Annotated in this window: 14 protein-coding genes; 6 read left to right on the forward strand and 8 right to left on the reverse strand. The window is 71.9% G+C overall.

The features are described from left to right. Positions 1 to 123 precede the first annotated feature (123 nt). Both ABZ027_RS22240 and ABZ027_RS22245 read left to right on the forward strand, forming a co-directional pair. Positions 124 to 2,175 carry a phosphocholine-specific phospholipase C gene (locus ABZ027_RS22240; RefSeq protein ID WP_356770911.1) on the forward strand — a complete coding sequence of 684 codons (2,052 nt, stop codon included), beginning with the start codon at positions 124 to 126 and terminating at the stop codon, positions 2,173 to 2,175. 64 nt (positions 2,176 to 2,239) lie between these two features. Next, positions 2,240 to 3,085 carry a phospholipid scramblase-related protein gene (locus ABZ027_RS22245; RefSeq protein ID WP_356770913.1) on the forward strand — a complete coding sequence of 282 codons (846 nt, stop codon included), beginning with the start codon at positions 2,240 to 2,242 and terminating at the stop codon, positions 3,083 to 3,085. 76 nt (positions 3,086 to 3,161) lie between these two features. Here ABZ027_RS22245 and ABZ027_RS22250 read toward each other — a convergent pair whose 3' ends face one another. Both ABZ027_RS22250 and ABZ027_RS22255 read right to left on the reverse strand, forming a co-directional pair. Then, positions 3,162 to 4,142 carry a hypothetical protein gene (locus ABZ027_RS22250; RefSeq protein ID WP_356770915.1) on the reverse strand — a complete coding sequence of 327 codons (981 nt, stop codon included), beginning with the start codon at positions 4,140 to 4,142 and terminating at the stop codon, positions 3,162 to 3,164. Further along, positions 4,139 to 4,936, reverse strand: a complete 798-nt coding sequence (locus ABZ027_RS22255; protein WP_356770917.1) for a phosphatase PAP2 family protein — start codon at positions 4,934 to 4,936, stop codon at positions 4,139 to 4,141. The genes ABZ027_RS22250 and ABZ027_RS22255 overlap by 4 nt, the downstream gene beginning before the upstream one ends. A gap of 222 nt (positions 4,937 to 5,158) precedes the next feature. Between ABZ027_RS22255 and ABZ027_RS22260 the strand changes: the two genes are divergently transcribed. Beyond that, positions 5,159 to 5,836, forward strand: a complete 678-nt coding sequence (locus ABZ027_RS22260) for a TetR/AcrR family transcriptional regulator C-terminal ligand-binding domain-containing protein (RefSeq protein WP_356770919.1) — start codon at positions 5,159 to 5,161, stop codon at positions 5,834 to 5,836. A gap of 310 nt (positions 5,837 to 6,146) precedes the next feature. Here ABZ027_RS22260 and ABZ027_RS22265 read toward each other — a convergent pair whose 3' ends face one another. Beyond that, positions 6,147 to 7,121, reverse strand: a complete 975-nt coding sequence (locus tag ABZ027_RS22265) for a DUF2510 domain-containing protein (protein WP_356770921.1) — start codon at positions 7,119 to 7,121, stop codon at positions 6,147 to 6,149. Positions 7,122 to 7,567: 446 nt separating this feature from the next. Here ABZ027_RS22265 and ABZ027_RS22270 point away from each other — a divergent pair, with 446 nt between their 5' ends. Continuing rightward, entirely contained in the window at positions 7,568 to 10,252 is a 2,685-nt protein-coding gene (locus ABZ027_RS22270; RefSeq protein ID WP_356770923.1) for an AAA family ATPase, read from the forward strand. A gap of 22 nt (positions 10,253 to 10,274) precedes the next feature. Here the strand turns inward: ABZ027_RS22270 and pcaD are convergent, their stop codons facing one another. From pcaD to pcaH, 4 genes are read right to left on the reverse strand one after another with little or no spacing between them, the layout of a single operon-like run. Next, positions 10,275 to 11,417, reverse strand: coding sequence for a 3-oxoadipate enol-lactonase (gene pcaD / locus ABZ027_RS22275; protein WP_356770924.1), 1,143 nt, complete (start codon positions 11,415 to 11,417; stop codon positions 10,275 to 10,277). After that, positions 11,414 to 12,745, reverse strand: coding sequence for a 3-carboxy-cis,cis-muconate cycloisomerase (gene pcaB, locus ABZ027_RS22280; protein WP_356770926.1), 1,332 nt, complete (start codon positions 12,743 to 12,745; stop codon positions 11,414 to 11,416). The genes pcaD and pcaB overlap by 4 nt, the downstream gene beginning before the upstream one ends. Further along, the gene (gene pcaG / locus ABZ027_RS22285) at positions 12,742 to 13,347 is read right to left on the reverse strand and encodes a protocatechuate 3,4-dioxygenase subunit alpha (protein WP_356770928.1); all 606 of its coding nucleotides are present in this window, start codon (positions 13,345 to 13,347) and stop codon (positions 12,742 to 12,744) included. The genes pcaB and pcaG overlap by 4 nt, the downstream gene beginning before the upstream one ends. A gap of 6 nt (positions 13,348 to 13,353) precedes the next feature. Beyond that, positions 13,354 to 14,127, reverse strand: coding sequence for a protocatechuate 3,4-dioxygenase subunit beta (gene pcaH / locus ABZ027_RS22290; protein WP_356770930.1), 774 nt, complete (start codon positions 14,125 to 14,127; stop codon positions 13,354 to 13,356). Between the two features lie 253 nt (positions 14,128 to 14,380). Between pcaH and ABZ027_RS22295 the strand changes: the two genes are divergently transcribed. Further along, the gene (locus tag ABZ027_RS22295) at positions 14,381 to 14,845 is read left to right on the forward strand and encodes a MarR family transcriptional regulator (RefSeq protein ID WP_356770932.1); all 465 of its coding nucleotides are present in this window, start codon (positions 14,381 to 14,383) and stop codon (positions 14,843 to 14,845) included. Positions 14,846 to 14,875: 30 nt separating this feature from the next. Here ABZ027_RS22295 and ABZ027_RS22300 read toward each other — a convergent pair whose 3' ends face one another. After that, the gene (locus ABZ027_RS22300; RefSeq protein ID WP_356770934.1) at positions 14,876 to 15,880 is read right to left on the reverse strand and encodes a DUF3048 domain-containing protein; all 1,005 of its coding nucleotides are present in this window, start codon (positions 15,878 to 15,880) and stop codon (positions 14,876 to 14,878) included. A gap of 183 nt (positions 15,881 to 16,063) precedes the next feature. Here ABZ027_RS22300 and ABZ027_RS22305 point away from each other — a divergent pair, with 183 nt between their 5' ends. Further along, positions 16,064 to 17,254, forward strand: a complete 1,191-nt coding sequence (locus tag ABZ027_RS22305; protein ID WP_356770936.1) for an alcohol dehydrogenase catalytic domain-containing protein — start codon at positions 16,064 to 16,066, stop codon at positions 17,252 to 17,254. Positions 17,255 to 17,276 lie beyond the last annotated feature (22 nt).

Here is a 17,276-nt window from a genome sequence, read left to right on the forward strand (position 1 = left end):
ACTTTCACATCAGCGACACCAGACCCTTCCCAGACGTTTGGTGGGCTTGGGAAGCTCGCACCGCGCGCATCCGCTCACGTCACGTTCCGGCCATCCGCAGCTCAGGATGAGAGGCACCCAGCCATGCCCGAAGTCAACCGGCGCAGATTCCTCCAGCTCGGGGGCGCCACCACAGCGTTCACCGCGCTGTCGAACAGCATCCAGCGCGCGGCCGCCCTCCCGGCGAACCACCGCACGGGGTCCATCGAGGACGTGGAGCACATTGTCGTCCTGATGCAGGAGAACCGTTCCTTCGACCACTACTTCGGCTCGCTGCGGGGCGTCCGGGGCTTCGGAGACCCACGCCCGGTGACCCGGCCCGACGGCAAGACGGTGTGGCACCAGTCGGACGGCACCAAGGACGTCCTGCCCTTCCACCCGGACGCCGACGACCTGGGCCTGGCCTTCATCCAGGACCTCCCGCACGGCTGGAACGACGGCCACGCCGCCTTCGACAGGGGCGCGTACGACAAGTGGGTGCCCAGCAAGGGGTCCACGACCATGGCGTACCTGAACCGTGAGGACATCCCGTTCCACTACGCGCTCGCCGACTCCTTCACCATCTGCGACGCGTACCACTGCTCCTTCATCGGCTCGACCGACCCGAACCGTTACTACATGTGGACGGGTTACACGGGCAACGACGGCCAGGGCGGCGGCCCCGTCCTGGGCAACGACGAGGTCGGCTATGGCTGGACCACCTACCCCGAGCGCCTGGAGAAGGCGGGGGTGTCCTGGAAGATCTACCAGGACGTCGGTGACGGCCTCGACGCGAACGGCTCCTGGGGCTGGATCCAGGACGCGTACCGCGGCAACTACGGCGACAACTCGCTCCTCTACTTCAACCAGTACCGGAACGCGAAGCCCGGCGACCCGCTGTACGACAAGGCCCGCACCGGCACCGACGCGCGCAAGGGCGAGGGCTTCTTCGACCAGCTGAAGGCCGACGTGAAGGGCGGCAAGCTGCCGAAGATCTCCTGGATCGTCGCCCCCGAGGCCTTCACCGAGCACCCCAACTGGCCCGCGAACTACGGTGCCTGGTACATCGCCCAGGTCCTGGACGCGCTGACCGCCGACCCGACGGTGTGGGCGAAGACGGCCCTGTTCATCACCTACGACGAGAACGACGGCTTCTTCGACCACCTGATCCCGCCGTTCCCGCCCGCCTCCGCCGCACAGGGCAAGTCCACGGTCGACCCCGGTCTCGACCTCTTCAAGGGCGACAGCGACCATGTCGCCGGGCCCTACGGTCTCGGCCAGCGGGTGCCGATGCTCGTGGTCTCGCCCTGGAGCAAGGGCGGGTACGTCTGCTCCGAGACGCTCGACCACACCTCGATCATCCGGTTCATGGAGCGCCGATTCGGGGTGCACGAGCCGAACATCTCGCCCTGGCGGCGGGCCGTCTGCGGTGACCTGAGCGCCGCGTTCGACTTCTCCCGCACGGACACCCGCCCGGTCGCGCTCCCGGACACCGACGGCTACCAGCCGCCGGACCGCGAGCGCCACCCCGACTACGTGCCGACGCCGCCCGCCAACCCGGTACTGCCCCGGCAGGAGCGCGGCCTGCGCCCCGCCCGCCCGCTCACCTACGCGCCGCGGGTGGACGGTTCGGTGGACCCGGCGAACGGGAGGTTCACCCTCACCTTCGCCTCCGGGCCTAAGGCGGGCGCCGCGTTCCTGGTCACCTCCGGCAACCGCACCGACGGTCCGTGGAGTTACACCACCGAGGCCGGCAAGAGTGTCTCGGACACCTGGAACTCGGCGTACTCGAAGGGGTCCTACGACCTGACCGTGCACGGTCCGAACGGCTTCCTGCGCGCCTTCAAGGGGGCCAACAAGGCGGCGGGGCCCGAGGTCACCGCGCGCCACACCGGCGACGACGTCGAGCTGACCTTCACCAACAAGGGCTCCGCCACGGTGCGGTTGAAGGTCACCGACGGGTACGGCGGCCGGGCCAGGACCTTCACCGTGCGGGCCGGTGCCACCGTGAAGCACACCGTCGACCTCGCGGCGAGCAGGCGCTGGTACGACCTGACCGTCACGTCCGAGGCGGACTCGGCCTTTGTGCGGCGGTTTGCCGGACATGTCGAGAACGGGCACCCGGGGGTCAGCGACCCGGCCATCACGACGGAGTAAAGCCTCCGCACGGAGGTCTGCCGGGGCTGGCCGGAAACTGTTGGTCCCGGGGTAATGTGCCCCGGTGACCACGCAATCGAACACTCCTGCAGGCTGGTACCCGGATCCGCACGGGGCGCCGCAGACGCTCCGTTACTGGGACGGCGCGCAGTGGACCCAGCACACCAACCCGGACCAGCAGCAGGCGGCGCAGGGCAAGCCGGCGCAACAGGCGGCGCCTCAGATGCCGCAGCAGCAGGCGGGTCCGGACCCGCGTGTGCAGCGACAGGTGCAGCAGCAGGCCGGGGTCGCGGCGAGCGGCCCCGGCGGCGGGACCCTGTTCAGCGAGCCGGTGCTCGTGGTGAACCAGAAGGCCAAGCTGATCGAGGTGACCAACGAGTACAAGGTCATGGATCAGAACGGCAACCAGCTCGGCTCGGTCGTCCAGGTCGGGCAGAGCGTGCTCAGGAAGATCCTGCGCTTCGTCGCCAGCATCGACCAGTTCCTCACCCACAAGCTGGAGATCCGCGACGCCTACGGTCAGCCCGTGCTGCTGCTGACCCGGCCCGCGAAGTTCCTCAAGTCGCGGGTCGTCGTGCAGCGTCCGGACGGCTCGCCGGTGGGTGAGATCGTCCAGCAGAACATGATCGGGAAGATCAACTTCGCGATGAACGTGAACGGGCAGCAGGTCGGCGCCATCAAGGCGGAGAACTGGCGGGCCTGGAACTTCGCCATCGTCGACCACACCGAGAACGAGGTCGCCCGGATCACCAAGACCTGGGAGGGCCTCGCCAAGACGATGTTCACCACCGCGGACAACTACGTCCTGCAGATCCACTACCAGTTGCCCGAACCGCTGCTGAGCCTGGTCGTCGCGACGGCGCTGACCGTCGACACGGCGCTCAAGCAGGACTCGCGCGGTCTCGGCTGAACCTGTCGCCGACCTGTTGGGTCACTGACCCGAAGACAGCGTGGGCCAGGAATCCCCTGCTTCGGCTGGGGAGGATTCAATGCGGTGTGAGGTGTCCCGGCGTCGCCGACCGGGGCACCAGCGCCGGTTCGGCGGTCGCCGTCGCCGGCTCCAGCCGCAGCACCGCCGCCACGGGGTGGTCGTCCACGGGGTGGTCGTTGACGGGTCGGGCGTCCACGGGCGGGGCGTTCTCCGCCGCGTGCGGCGTTGCCCGGGTGAGCAGCACCACGCCCCACGACGCCAGTCCCGCTCCGGCCAGCGCGAGGAGCACACCCGCCGTGCCGCCCTGCAGCCGCTCGCCGAGCAGGGCCAGCCCGATCACCGCGGCGGCCATCGGATTGGCCAGGGTCACCATCGCGAGCGGGGCGCCGAGGCCGCCCCGGTAGGCGGTCTGCGACAGCAGCAGTCCGCAGGTCGCGAAGGCGGCGACCAGCAGCGCGACTCCGATCACCTGCACGCTGAACAGCGACCCGGTGCGGTCCGTCGCGGCCACCGTCACCGTCTGGGTGAGCGCCGAGGCGACGCCGGACGCGAAGCCGGACGCACTCGCGTGCCGAAGGCCGGGACGGGCGCCCGGCCGTGCCAGCACACCGATCAGCGCCGCCGTCACGCCCGCGACCGCCAGCGCCTCGCGCACGCTCAGCACGTCCTCCGGGGCGGGCCCGGACGCCGTGACCAGGATCGCGGACAGGCCGAGCAGGGTGAGCGCGGTGCCCCGCCACTCCGCCGCGGCGACCCGACGTCCCGCGACGCGCGCCCCCAACGGCACCGCCGCGACCAGGGTCAGCGCCCCCAGGGGCTGGACCACGGTCAGCGGACCGTACTTGAGGGCGACCACGTGCAGCAGCGCGGCCCCCGCGTTGAGCCCGACCGACCACCACCAGGCGCCCGAGCCCAGCAGCCGCAGCAGGCCCGAGCCGGGGTTGCGGGAGGCCAGCCGCTCCTGGGCGACGGCCGCGGCGGCATAGGCGACGGCGGAGAACAAGGACAGCGCGACGGCGAGCAGGGTGGCGTTCATCGGCCCGCTCCGACCAGGACGTTCTCGTCGGCCGGTACCAGTGTCCGGTGGGCACGGCCGGCGGTCGTGGCCGTCCGGTGCGGCAGGTGGATCACCGTGAGCGCGAGAGCGAGCAGGACGCCGGCCGCGATCGCGTCGAGCCAGTAGTGGTTGGCCGTGCCGACGATCACCAGCAGGGTCAGCAGCGGGTGCAGCAGCCACAGCCACCGCCAGCGCGACCGGGTCGCCACGATCAGACCGATCGCCACCATCAGCGCCCAGCCGAAGTGCAGCGACGGCATCGCCGCGAACTGGTTCGACAGGTGGTCGGTCTGCGGCGGGCCGTACACCGAGGGGCCGTACACCCGGGCGGTGTCCACCAGACCGGTCGCGGCCAGCATGCGCGGCGGGGCGAGCGGGAACACCAGGTGCGTGACCAGGGCCGCGGTGGTCAGTGCGGCCAGGATGCGGCGCGCCCAGACGTAGTGCGCCGGGCGGCGCAGATAGAGCCAGACCAGGAAGGCCACGGTGGCCGGGAAGTGCACGGTCGCGTAATAGGTGTTCGCCAGGTGCGCGAGCGTGTCGCCGTGCAGCAGCAGGGACTGGACCGAGCCCTCGCCGGGCAGGTGGACGGCCCGCTCCAGGCTCCACACCCGGTGCGCGTCGCGGAAGGCCTCGGCGGTGTGCCCCGTCGCCAGTTGCCGACCGAACTTGTAGACGAGGAAGAGCCCTGCGACGAGCAGGAGCTCACGGACGAGCGGCGGCCGGGTGGTTGCGTCCGGTTGCGCTTCTGCAGGCTCGGTGCGGGCGTTCATCCCCCGGCCCCTTCGCTGGCGGTGGTGCGAGTGGCGTGCCGGACGAACTGCTCACGCGTCCGGCACGGACACTCATCGGTACGGGTGCGTACCGAAACGATAGTGTACCGATACGCCAGTGTACCGATACGGTCGCGTACCGGTACACTGGCGTATCGATGACGTACGACACACTGGAACGCGAGCCCTGAGGCCGCCCGCCCCGAGCGAGGAGACGAACAGATGACGTCGCAGGCCGCGGACGGACCGGAGACGGCTGCCGCGTCGCGCCGCTCCAAGATCACGCCCGAGCGTGAGAGGGAGTTCTTCGACGCTGTCCTCGAACAGATCCGGGAGTGCGGGTACGACTCCCTGAGCATGGAGGGCATCGCCGCCAGCACCCGCTGCAGCAAGTCGACGCTGTACCGGCAGTGGCGGACCAAGCCCCAGTTCGTGGCCGCGGCACTGCGCGCCAACCGCCTGATGCGCTTCACCGGCATCGACACCGGTTCGCTCGCCGAGGACCTGCTCGAGGCCGCCCGGACCGCGGGTGCCCGGTCGATGAACGACACCAAGCTGGTCCATGCCCTCGGCCACGCCGTCACCCAGGACGACGAGCTGGCTCAGGCGCTGCGCGAGGCGCTCGTGGAGCCGGAGCTCGCCGCGCTGCGCGAGATCCTCCAGCGGGGCGTCGCGCGAGGTGAGGTCGCCGCCGACCATCCGGCGCTGGAGTACGTCCCGGCGCAGATGTTCGGCGTCACGCGCGCCCGCCTCGTCCTGGAGGGAAAGTACGCGGACCGGGAGTACCTGGTCCGCTTCGTGGAGGCCGCGGTGCTGCCCGCGCTGGGCCTGTCCGGCGGATCAGGCGGCGGTGAGGCGACGTCGACCACGTCGACCGAGCAGCCCGCGTCCGGGGCCTGACCCTGACCCACCGGGCACGCCCCAGGACGCCTCGGATCCAGGCGCTCGGCAGGGCCGCAGACCACCTGAGGTCCGGAGCACCTGAACGCCGGATCGCCTGAGGGCGGGACCATGTGAGACCCAGGCCGCCGTCCATGGGATGACTGGACGGTGACCTGTTCGCGCCGCACCGTGGGGACGGGGGCGGCGCGCACCCCGGCCGGGTGGGGCTCCTCTTTGAGCGGAGGGGAGCTCCATCCGGCCTTCTGATCGCAGGGGTTCCGCGACAGGACGGCGACAGGACCCCCTTGCGCTCAGCCCCCGGGAACGGTCAGACGTTCTGGCCGCTGCCGCCGCCCTTCGACACCTTGATGCCCTTGGTGATCTGGTCGAGGACGGCCTGCGTCTCCTCGACGTCGACACCGAAGCGGACGACGACGAGCTGCTGGGCGTTGGCGGGGGCGGGGAAGACCAGCGACTGCACGTACCCGTCGGAGCCCTTGCTCGTGACCGCCTTCCAGCGGACCAGGTAGCCCTTCTGCCCGGCCACCGTCACCGCCTCGGAGGCCAGCACGTCATGCGAGGTGATCTTGCCGTAGCCCGAGCCGTAGGACTCCTTGGCGTTGGCCGAGATGTCGGCCTTCGCCACCTCCTCGGGCGTGCTCCCCTTGGTGCCGAGCGCCAGCGCGGGCGCGGAGTACGCGCCGCCCTTCGTGCACTTCTGGGAGGTGTCGCCGGGGCAGTCGTAGGAGTCCTTCGACGTGAGCTGCGCGCCGACCGAGATCTCCTGGCCGTACCAGCCCTTCGGGATCGGCAGACTGATCCCGTCGATCGCGTCGGTCACCGAGCCGCTCTCGATCTTCGGCGGATCGGACTTGTCGGGCCCGGGCGACCCCTCGGGTCGGGGCGACTGCCCGCCGGACCCGCCCGGCCCGCCGAAGGGGCCGCCCTGACTGCCCGGCCCCGGCCGCGAGTCGGCGGTGTCGGTGGCCTGGCTGTCGCCGTTGGACAGGGCGTACACGCCCACGCCTATACAGGCCAGAACCACCGCGGCGGCGCCCACCGCGATCCCGGTGCGCAGCCCGCGCCGCGAACCGCTCGGAGGCTGGGCCGGGTACCCCGGGTAGCCGGGATGTGCCGGGTACGGTCCCGGGGCCGGCGTCTGTGGCGGCCCCCATGCGGCGGCCGATCCCGTGGGACGGGTCTGGTCCGTCCATGCCTTACCGTCCCACCAGCGGTCGGTGGCGGGAGCGTCATCTGTCTGCCCGGGGTCGGGATACCAGCCGGGAGGAGTCGCCTGCGTCATGCCCCCACCGTATGAGTACTCGGTGAAAGAGGGATGAGAGGGATCACGGTCGGCCCGTTCCGATCGGTGCCGGTCCGGTACGAGTGGCATCCGCCGACAGCGCGACCAGGAACCTGTGACCCGCCGCCGCCCGGCCCGTGATCCGTCCGGCACCCGGTGGACGACGGCCCCAAGCCACCACCCCGCCCGGCAGACCCGCAGTCACCGTGGACCCACTGCCACGCCCCGTGCGGCCCGCGCGGCCACGGCCCGCTCCCGCGCCGCCATGAGCATTTCTGACTGTTGGTCAGGTTTCATGAGGGCTGGTCACGGGCAGGTCGCGTCGACCGCCGTACCCGACGTCACCCGTCACGGCAACAGGTACCCGGACCCGCCTCCGCTTCGCCGGCCGGACGGCTACGCTCGAGTTCTGTACGCCGTTCGGGCGACTTTGGGGAGGTAGGGGGATGACGGAGGTACAGCCCACGACGGCCGCCTCGGCAGCCCTGTGGGAGCGCGACGCGGAAGTCGACTCCGTCTTACGGGCGGTGCGGGCCCTGCGCGCGGACAGCGCTTCCTCGGGCAGCCTGCTGGTGATCAGGGGCGAGGCCGGCTTCGGCAAGACGGCCCTGCTCGCCGAGACCCGCCGCATCGCCGAACGGCTCGGCTGCACGGTGTGGTCGGCCCGCGGCGGTGAGACTCTCCGGTCCGTCCCCTTCAACGTCGTACGGCAGCTCATGCAGCCCGCCCTGGTGTCGCTGATGCCGGAGGAGATACGCGAGTACCTCGGCGACTGGTACGAGATCGCCAGCCCCGCCCTCGGACTCACCGAGCCCGGCGAGCGGCAGGCCGACCCGCAGAACGTGACCGACGGACTGGTCGCCGCGGTGCGCCGGCTGGCCCGGCGCGACTGGCCGCTGGTGCTGCTGATCGACGACGCGCACTGGGCCGACCAGGAGACCCTGCGCTGGCTCGCCGCCTTCACCGAGCGTCTCGACGACCTGTCCGTGCTGGTCGTGGTGGCCCGCCGCCCCGGAGAGGTCACCGGTGAGAGCGCCCGGCTCCTCGACGTCATCGCCGCCACCGCGGGCGCCCCCGCCACCACTTTGAGCGCCCTCACCCCGCAGGCGACCGCCGGCCTCACCCGCGCCACCCTCGGCGACCACGCCGACGCCCCCTTCTGCCGCGAGGTGTGGGCCGTCACCGACGGCAACCCGTACGAGACCGTCGAACTCCTCGCCAAGGTGCGCGACAGCGGTCTGCAACCCTCCGAGGGCGCGGCGGGCGAACTGCGCGCCCTGAACCGCGCGGCCCGCGGCGGCGGTCTCGTCGCCCGCCTGGAGGAACTCGGCATCGACGCCACCCGGTTCGCCTGGGCGGCCGCGATCCTCGGCACCGACATCTCCGTCGGCCTGGTGGCCAGGCTCGCCACCCTGAGCCGCGCCGAGGCGGAGCGCTGTGCCGAACTGCTGTGCAGCGCCCGCATCCTGGCCCCTTTGGACCCGGCGAACGCCCAGGCGGGCGACGGCGACCTGGAGTTCGTCCACCCGCTGATCGCCACCGCCGTCTACGACTCCATCCCGCCCGCCCTGTGCACGGCGATGCACGGCATCGCCGCCCAGGTCGTCACCGACTCCGGGCGCGGCGCGGCGGCCGCCGCCCGGCACCTCCTCCAGGTCCACCCGGACGACGACGAGGAACTCGTGGAGCAGCTGCGCGAGGCCGCCCGCGACCACCTCGCCGTCGGCGCCCCCGACGCGGCCCGCCGCTGCCTCGAACGCGCCCTGCTGGAACCCCCGTCGCCCGAGGTCCACGCGCACGTGCTCTACGAACTGGGCTGCGCGACCCTGCTGACCGCGCCCGCCCGGACCATCGACCACCTCCAGACCGCGCTCGCCATGCCGGGCCTGGACGGCGCCCAACGCGTCGACGCCGTCGTCCGCCTCTCCCAGGCACTGCTGCACAACGACCAGTTGGAGGAGGCCGTCCGCACGGTCGAGACGGAGGCCGCCCGGCAGGAACCCGGGCCGGCCCGGATGCGGCTGCAGGCCGTGCGGTACATGTGGGAGGGCATCCACGCGGGCGAGACGGTCTCCCCGGGGCGCTCGCAGCGACTCGCCGAACTCGCCAGGACCTGCACCGGCCGGGACAACGCCGAGCGTGCCCTGCTCATCCTGCGCGGCTTCGACGCCATGACCCACGGGGAGAACGCCGAGGAGATCGTCGAACTGTCCGACCGTGCCCTCGTCAACGGCCTGCTCGCACCCGGCCTCGGCTGGACGGACACCGAGTGGGGCGTCGAACTCCCCATGATGCTGGCCTCGTCGTACGCGTACACCGACCGGCTCGACCGCGCGGAGAGCCTGTTCACCCAGGCCCTGCGTGCCTACGAGTCGTCCGGCTGGAGCGGCGGCCACCTCGCCCTGGCGCACGCCTACGTCGGTCTCGGACACCGCAGGCGAGGGCGGCTCAGGGAGGCGGAGGCATCCCTGCGCGAGTCGCTGCGCATCGCCGAACGGGTCGGCCGCGGGCTGCCGTTGTACTGGTCGGCGACCTGCAACCTGGTCGACACGCTGCTCGCCCGCGGCCATCTCGACGAGGCCTGGTCGATCGCCGAGCAGTACGGCTTCGCTCCGCCGTACCCGTCCACCATCGTGCTGCCCGACCCGCGCTCGGTACGCGGCCGTCTGCTGCTCGCGGTCGGCCGCACCAAGGACGGCGTCAACGAACTGGAGGCCGCCGAGAAGGCCGCGGCCGCGCGCGGCCACCACAACCCGGTACTGGTCCCCTGGGCCGTCGACCTGGCCCGCGCCCTCGCCGTGGAGGACCCCAGCCGCGCCGCGCGGCTCGCCGCCGACGCCCGCCGGCACGCCGAGCGCTTCGGCACGGACACCGCCATAGGCGAGGCCCTGCGTTGCGCGGCAGCCCTGGAGACCGGTCAGCGCGCGGTCCGGCTGGCCGGGCAGGCCGTCACCTATCTGGAGGCCTCACCCTGCCAGTACGAACACGCCGCGGCCCGGGTGGAGTACGGCGTCCTGTCCCGCTCGGTCACCGAACTCAACCGGGGCCTGGCACTGGCGCGTTCCTGCGGGGCGGACGGACTGGCGGACCGGGCGAGCGCGGCGCTGGAGGCCCTGCGAGGGCCGCGGTAGTCCGGGCCCGCACCCGTCGGGATCACCCCGCGGTGCCGTCCTCTCCCGCCTCCTCCTCTTCCGCCAGCACCCGCTGGGCCGTCGCGAAGGCCGAGTTCGCCGCCGGGACCCCGCAGTACACGGCCGTCTGCAGCAGCACCGCGCCGATCTCGTCCGGGGTGAGCCCGTTACGCCGGGCCGCCCGCACATGCATGGCCAGCTCGTCGTAGTGGCCGTGCGCGACCAGCGCCGTCAGTGTGATCATGCTGCGCTCACGCCGGGTGAGGGTCTCGTCGGTCCAGATCTCGCCCCACGCGTAGCGCGCGATGAAGTCCTGGAAGCGTGCCGTGAACGGCGTCTGCCGGGCCTGCGCCCGGTCCACGTGGGCGTCGCCCAGCACCTCGCGCCGCACCTCCATGCCCCGCGGGGCGCCCGGCCCGAGGTGCGCCCGCAGCGCCGTCAGTACCGCCTGAGGGCACTGCGCGGGCGCCAGGTGCGAGGCGCCCGGCAGTTCGACGAGCGTGGCGCCCGGGACCGCGTCCGCGATCTCCCGCAGATGCGCCGGCGGGGTCGCCGGGTCCTGTCGGCCGGCGACCAAGAGGGTCGGTACGGAGATGCCGCCCAGCGCGTCCCGCAGGTCGAACGCGGCCAGCGCGTCACAGCACGCGGCGTACGCCTCCGGGTCGGCGTCGCGATGGTCGCGCACGAGCTCCGGCACGGTGAAGCCGGGCGTGAACCAACGGGCGTCGGCGCTTTCGGCGAGCCACCGCACGCCCTCGCGCCGGACCCGCTCGGCCCGTTCCTGCCACGCCTTCCAGCCGTTGAAGTGTGCCGAGGAGCAGATCACCGCCAGCGACGACAGCCGCTGCGGATGGTGCACGGCCAGATGCAGCCCGACCGCGCCGCCCAGGGAGACGCCCGCGTACCCGAACCGGTCGACGCCGAGGGAGTCGGCGAGCGTCAGCACCAGGCCGGCGAGGTCGGCGACGGTCGCGCCCGGCCCGATCAGGTCGGCGGCGGAGCCCCCGTGCCCGGGCAGATCCCAGCGGATGACCCGGTGGGTGGCGGACAACTCGGGGGCGACCTTGTCCCACAGGGCGTACGACGTGCCCAGCGAGGGCCCGAGCAGCAGCGGGGGAGCGGTGGTCGGCCCCTCGGCACGGTGGTTGAGCAGCTTGTTGGTCAACGTCGCTCCAGAGCACGGTCGGTGAGGGCGGCGGCGGCACCCGTGTAGCGGGCGGGGTCGGTGAGTTTGTCGAGGTCGAGGCCCTTCAACTCCGCTTCCTCGGCGAGGAGTTCACGCAGGGGTCGGTGCTCGCGGTAGGTGCGCCGGGCGAGTTCGGTGAGCAGCTCCCTGGCCCGGGCCCGGCCGAGCGGCGGTGCCAGCTCGGCGGACAGCCGCTCCGAGACGATCAACCCATGGGTGAGGCCCAGGTGTTCGCGCATGACGTCGGCGTGGACGCGCAGGTGTTCGGTCAGTTCGGCGGTGTCCCGGGCCGCGCCGCCGACCAGCCGGAGCAGGTCCCGCAGCGGCTCCCACTCGGCGTGCCAGGCCCCGGCCGGCCGCTCGTCCTGCGCCACCAGCGACCCGTACAGCGTGGCGGCGAGCTGCGGAGCGCGCCCGGCCGCGGCGGCGACCAGGGTGGACCGTACCGGGTTCGCCTTGTGCGGCATGGCCGACGAGCCGCCGCCGTCGCCCTCCGTCACCTCGGCGATCTCGGTGCGGGAGAGGGTCAGCACATCCACCGCGATCTTGCCGAGCGCCCCCGCCGTGAAGGCCAGACAGCCGGCCAGGTCGGCGATCGGAGTGCGCAGGGTGTGCCAGGGCAGGACGGGAGCCCGCAGGCCGAGTTCACGGGCGTAACCCCGCGGCAGCGCGAGGGGGTCCGTCGCGCCGTACGTCTCGAAGGCGGCCAACGTACCGGCGGCGCCGCCGAGTTGGGCGGGCAGGGCGTCCCCTGCGGTCGCCACCCGGTCCCGTGCGTCCAGCACCAGCGACCGCCACCCGGCCGCCTTCAGCCCGAAGGTCGTCGGGACGGCGTGCTGGGTCAGCGTCCGGCCCGGCATCACCGTGTCCCGGTTGCTGGCGGCGAGGTCGGCCAGCGCCCGCTCGGTGCGGCCGAGTTCGTCGAGGACGAGGGTCAGCGTGCGCCCCGCCACCAACATCGTCGCCGTGTCCATGATGTCCTGGCTGGTGGCGCCCCGGTGGACGTAGGGGCCGTACTCCTCGCCGACCGCCTTCGTCAGATCGGCCACCAGCGGGATGACGGGATTCCCGCCGGCCCGTGCGCGTTCCGCGAGCGACCGCGTGTCGAAGCGGCCGGCGTCGGCCGCCTCGGTCACCGCCGTCGCCGCCTCGGCGGGCGCGAGCCCCACCGAGGCCTGCGCGCGGGTCAGCGCGGCCTCCGCGTCGAGCAGCGCCTGGAGGAACGCGTGGTCGCTGGTGGTGGCCGCGGCGGGGGAGAGCGCCCACCCGGGGGCGAGCAGGCCTGCGTCCGATGGGGCAGATGTCACTGGAACTCCAGGAAGACCGTCTCGCCTTCGCCCTGAAGGCGGATGTCGAAACGGTACGTGCCGTCGTCCTGCCGGGCGGCGATCAGCGTGTCGCGCCGCTGTGCGTCCAGCCGTGCGAGCAGCGGGTCCACGGCGAGCGCCGCCTCGTCGCCGGGCAGGTAGATCCGGGTGTAAAGGTTCACCAGCAGTCCGCGCGCGAACACGCACACGCTGAGGTACGGGGCGCTCTGTCCGCGGGCGCCGGGCCTGAGGGTGCGCGCGGACCAGTGTCCGCCCGCGTCGGTCTGGACGCGGCCCCAGCCGGTGAACTCCACGCCGTTGCGGCCGAGGAAGCCGCCGCTCGCCGGGTCGCGCCGCATCGAGCCGTCGACCTGCGGCAGACGGCCCTCGGGGTCAGGTCCCCACAGCTCCAGGAACGCGTCCGGGAGCGGGTTGCCCTCGCCGTCGTACACATGGCCCTGGAGCGCGATCGTGTCCGGGTGGCCGATCGGGGCGATGTCGCCGCCGCCGGGAAACGGCAGGGCATGCCCGTAGAACGGGCCGACCGTGTGCGACGGGGTGGGCAGCACGGTCTCCGGGCGACTGGTGTCGATCTTCGTCATGGCAGGTCAGCGCCCTTCTTCGAGCCAGGTGGCGTGCGGGCCGTCGAGCACGATGTCCCAGTGGTAGCCCATCGAGAACTCCGGCACCGACAGGCTGTGGTCGTACGTCGCCACCAGCCGCTGCCGGGCCGCGTCGTCCGTCACCGACTGGATGATCGGGTCGTAGGGGAACAGCGGGTCGCTCGGGAAGTACATCTGCGTCACCAGCCGCTGCGTGAACGCCGTACCGAAGAGCGAGAAGTGGATGTGGGCCGGCCTCCAGGCGTTGACGTGCTGGCGCCACGGGTACGGGCCCGGCTGCACCGTCGTGAACCGGTAGAAGCCGCTGTCGTCGGTCAGCGTGCGGCCGACGCCGGTGAAGTTGGGGTCCAGCGGGGCGTCGTGCTGCTCGCGCTGGTGCGCGTAGCGGCCGGCCGAGTTCGCCTGCCAGATCTCGACCAGCTGGCCCCGGACCGGTCGCCCCGCACGGTCCAGCAGCCGGCCGGAGACGGTGATGCGTTCGCCGATCGGCTCACCGTTGTGCTGCCGGGTCAGGTCGTTGTCGATCTCGGTGATGTCCCGCTCGCCGAAGGCGGGGGAGGACAGCTCCACCAGCTCCGGGTCCTTGCTGACGTCGATGGCGATCGGCGGCTGCTTCGGGTGCCGCAGCACCGAGGAGCGGTAGGGGGCGTAGTCGCGGCGCGGCTGGTGCTCGACGGGGGCGCCGTCGGCGATCCGCTTCTCGTACGCGGCGTGCGCGGCCGCGATCTCCAGGTCGATGTCGTGCTGGGTCAGAGGCATGCGGCTTCCTGGGGTTTCCGGACGGTCTCGGCGGAGTCGGAGCGCCCGTCGAGGCGACTGGCGAAAACAATTAGTCAGGGCACTGATTATTCCGATGAGGTCGTGACTCACGCTGCCACCGGAGCGGCACGCCGTCAATACCCTGAAGAACTGCCAGTTCAGTTGCCATAGGTACACCGCCACAGGCCGCAGACAGCGACGCCGCCGCCCGGTATTGTTCAGTGCACCAACGAATACGACCTCGGGAGCGCACATGGCCGCGGTGGACCTCTCCACCCACCCCGGGCACCTGGCCCGGCGGCTTCAGCAGGCGCACTACCTGTTGTGGAACACGATGGTCTCCGAGGAGATCACCTCTCCGCAGTTCGCGGTCCTGAACGCGCTGGTGGCCGAGCCCGGCCTCGACCAGCGCACCGTGGGGGAGCGGGTGGACCTGGACCGCTCCACCATCGCGGAGGTGATCAGCCGCCTAGGCCGGCGCGGACTGCTCGACAAGGTGCGCGACGAGCGGGACGGCCGGCGCTTCCTTCTGCGCCCGACCGACGACGGGCTGCGCACCCACCGCAAGCTCACCGTGCGTACGGCCCGGATGAACCAGGTGTTCCTGGCCCCGCTCTCGGCCGAGGAGCAGACCGTCTTCTTCGACCTCATCCGCCGGGTCTCGGACGCGGCCGAGGGGCTGCGCCATCCCGCGGAGCCCCTGGCCGCCAGGCCCTGAGGTCCGCGGTCTGAGGTCTGCGGGCGCGGCTCAGGCCTTGGTGAACACCACCCACACCTGACCCCGGGCGAAGTTCATCGGCTTACCGGCCGCCGTCGTGAAGGCCGTACCGTCGGTGGCCGAGGCGCGCTTCCAGTTCACGTTGTAGGCGCGTCCGCCGCGCAGCACCTCCGCCTTCCCCGAGCCGACGGTCTCGGTGTACGGCGTGTTGTTGCCGAGGAAGTCGTGGAACGCCGAAGCGCGGATCTTCACGTGCTGCACGACCACCGTGGCAGGAGCCATGCGCTTGCCGTCGGTCGTCACGGCCGGTGTGCCGTCCATCGAGACCAGCCAGCGGGCCTGCTTGCCGGACCAGGTGAAGGTGAAGCGGGCCGAGGGGTAGCGCACGGTCCGCGACTTCTCGGGCTGCCCGCCCGACGGCGCGGCGCCGTAGTGGAAGCCGGTGGTCAGCGCGTCGGCGCCCGGCGCGGAGGACAGCAGCTTGTTCGGACGCAGGTAGAGGTTGTGCGGGGCCGGCTTGTCGGTGCCGCGATAGTAGGCGCCGGCCGCCTTCCCGGGCGGCCGCGCGTCCAGCGGGGCCTTGTTGATCAGCGGCAACAGCTTGCCCTGCGCCCCGGAGAAGGCCAGTGTCGGCCGCTCGAACTGACGCAGCAGCTCCAGGTCCGACTCACGTGCGCTGCGTACCGGGCCCACGGCCTTCGGCAGCTTCGTCGCGTACACCGCCATCAGCCGGCTCAGGCCGCCCTCGACCTGCTCGGCGTACACGATGTCCGCGGAGTTCAGGCCCGTCTGGGGTCTGGCCGCCGCCGCGTTGTCGATCTTCACGGCCAGTGGGGAGGCGCCGTGTGCGCCGCTCTCGGCCGGGCTGGGGCTCTGGTCCGGGCTCGACTGGAGTGTCCGCGGCTCGCCGCGGCTGTCGTCGGTCGGGTCGGGTGAGCCCGTGCAGCCCGCCGCCAGCGACGCCGTCACCGTGGCGGCCAGCAGTGCCGCCGCCGAGGCGGTGCGGCGGGTGCGCGCCTTCTGCCCCTTGCTCACCGTGGCCACCTGTCTCGTGTCATCGATTGTGCGCTTATAAGTTCATTGTGCCCATACCTGCTCGATTCTGATTGCGCGCGTTCATCAGGCCGATCGGCTGAGTCCGGCGGTTCGCGGTGAGGCGCTCGGGTACCCGGACGGCACCGCAGACCCGAACCCGTCCACGTGACCCAGGGAGTGGTGATGAAGGCAGTGATCTGGCAGGGCAAACGGGACGTACGGGTGGAGAACGTGCCCGACCCGAAGATCGAGGAGCCGACGGATGCCGTCATCCGTGTCACCTCCACCGGGCTGTGCGGCTCCGACCTGCACCTCTACGAAGTGCTCTCCCCGTTCATGACACCGGGCGACATCCTCGGGCATGAGCCCATCGGCATCGTCGAGGAGGTCGGCGCCGGGGTCCCGGACCTCGCGGCCGGCGACCGGGTGGTCGTCCCGTTCCAGATCGCGTGCGGCAACTGCTGGATGTGCATGACCGGCCTGCCCACCCAGTGCGAGACCACCCAGGTCACCAGCGAGGGCATGGGTGCGGCCCTGTTCGGCTACACCCGCCTGTACGGCTCCGTGCCCGGTGCCCAGGCGGAGTACCTCCGGGTGCCGCAGGCCCAGTACGGCCCGATCAAGGTGCCGGAGGGCCCGGCTGACGACCGCTTCGTCTACCTCTCCGACGTACTGCCCACCGCCTGGCAGGCGGTCGCCTATGCCGACATCCCGCAGGGCGGCAGCGTCGCCGTGCTCGGCCTCGGTCCGATCGGCGACATGGCCTGCCGCGTCGCCCAGGTGCGCGGAGCCGGACGGGTGTTCGGTGTGGACCTGGTGGACGAACGGCTGCGCAGGGCCCGGGAGCGGGGCGTGACGACGTACGACATCAGGAACTTCGACACCGAGAAGGAACTGGTCCAGGCGATCCGCGACGAGACGGACGGACGCGGACCCGACGCGGTGATCGACGCCGTCGGCATCGAGGCGCACGGCAACGCGGCGGCCAAGCTCGCCCAGCAGGCCGCGGCCCTGCTGCCGCGCAAGATCGGCGCGCCGTTCGCGGAACGCTTCAGCATCGACCGGCTCGGCGCCCTGCACACCGCCATCGAGCTGGTGCGCCGGGGCGGCACGATCTCGCTGTCCGGGGTGTACGGCGGCATGGCCGACCCGCTGCCGCTGCTCACCGTGTTCGACAAGCAGATCCAGATCCGGATGGGCCAGGCCAACGTCCGCCGCTGGAGCGACGAGATCATCCCGTACCTCACCGACGAGGACCCGCTCGGCGTCGACGACTTCGCCACCCACAAGGTGCCGCTGACGGACGCTCCGCGCGCGTACGAGATGTTCCAGAAGAAGGAGCAGGGCGCGGTCAAGGTGCTGATGACTCCCTGAGCCGGCGGGTCTCCTGAGCCTA

This window comes from Streptomyces sp. NPDC006332 (genome assembly GCF_040612855.1).
Taxonomy (GTDB): domain Bacteria; phylum Actinomycetota; class Actinomycetes; order Streptomycetales; family Streptomycetaceae; genus Streptomyces.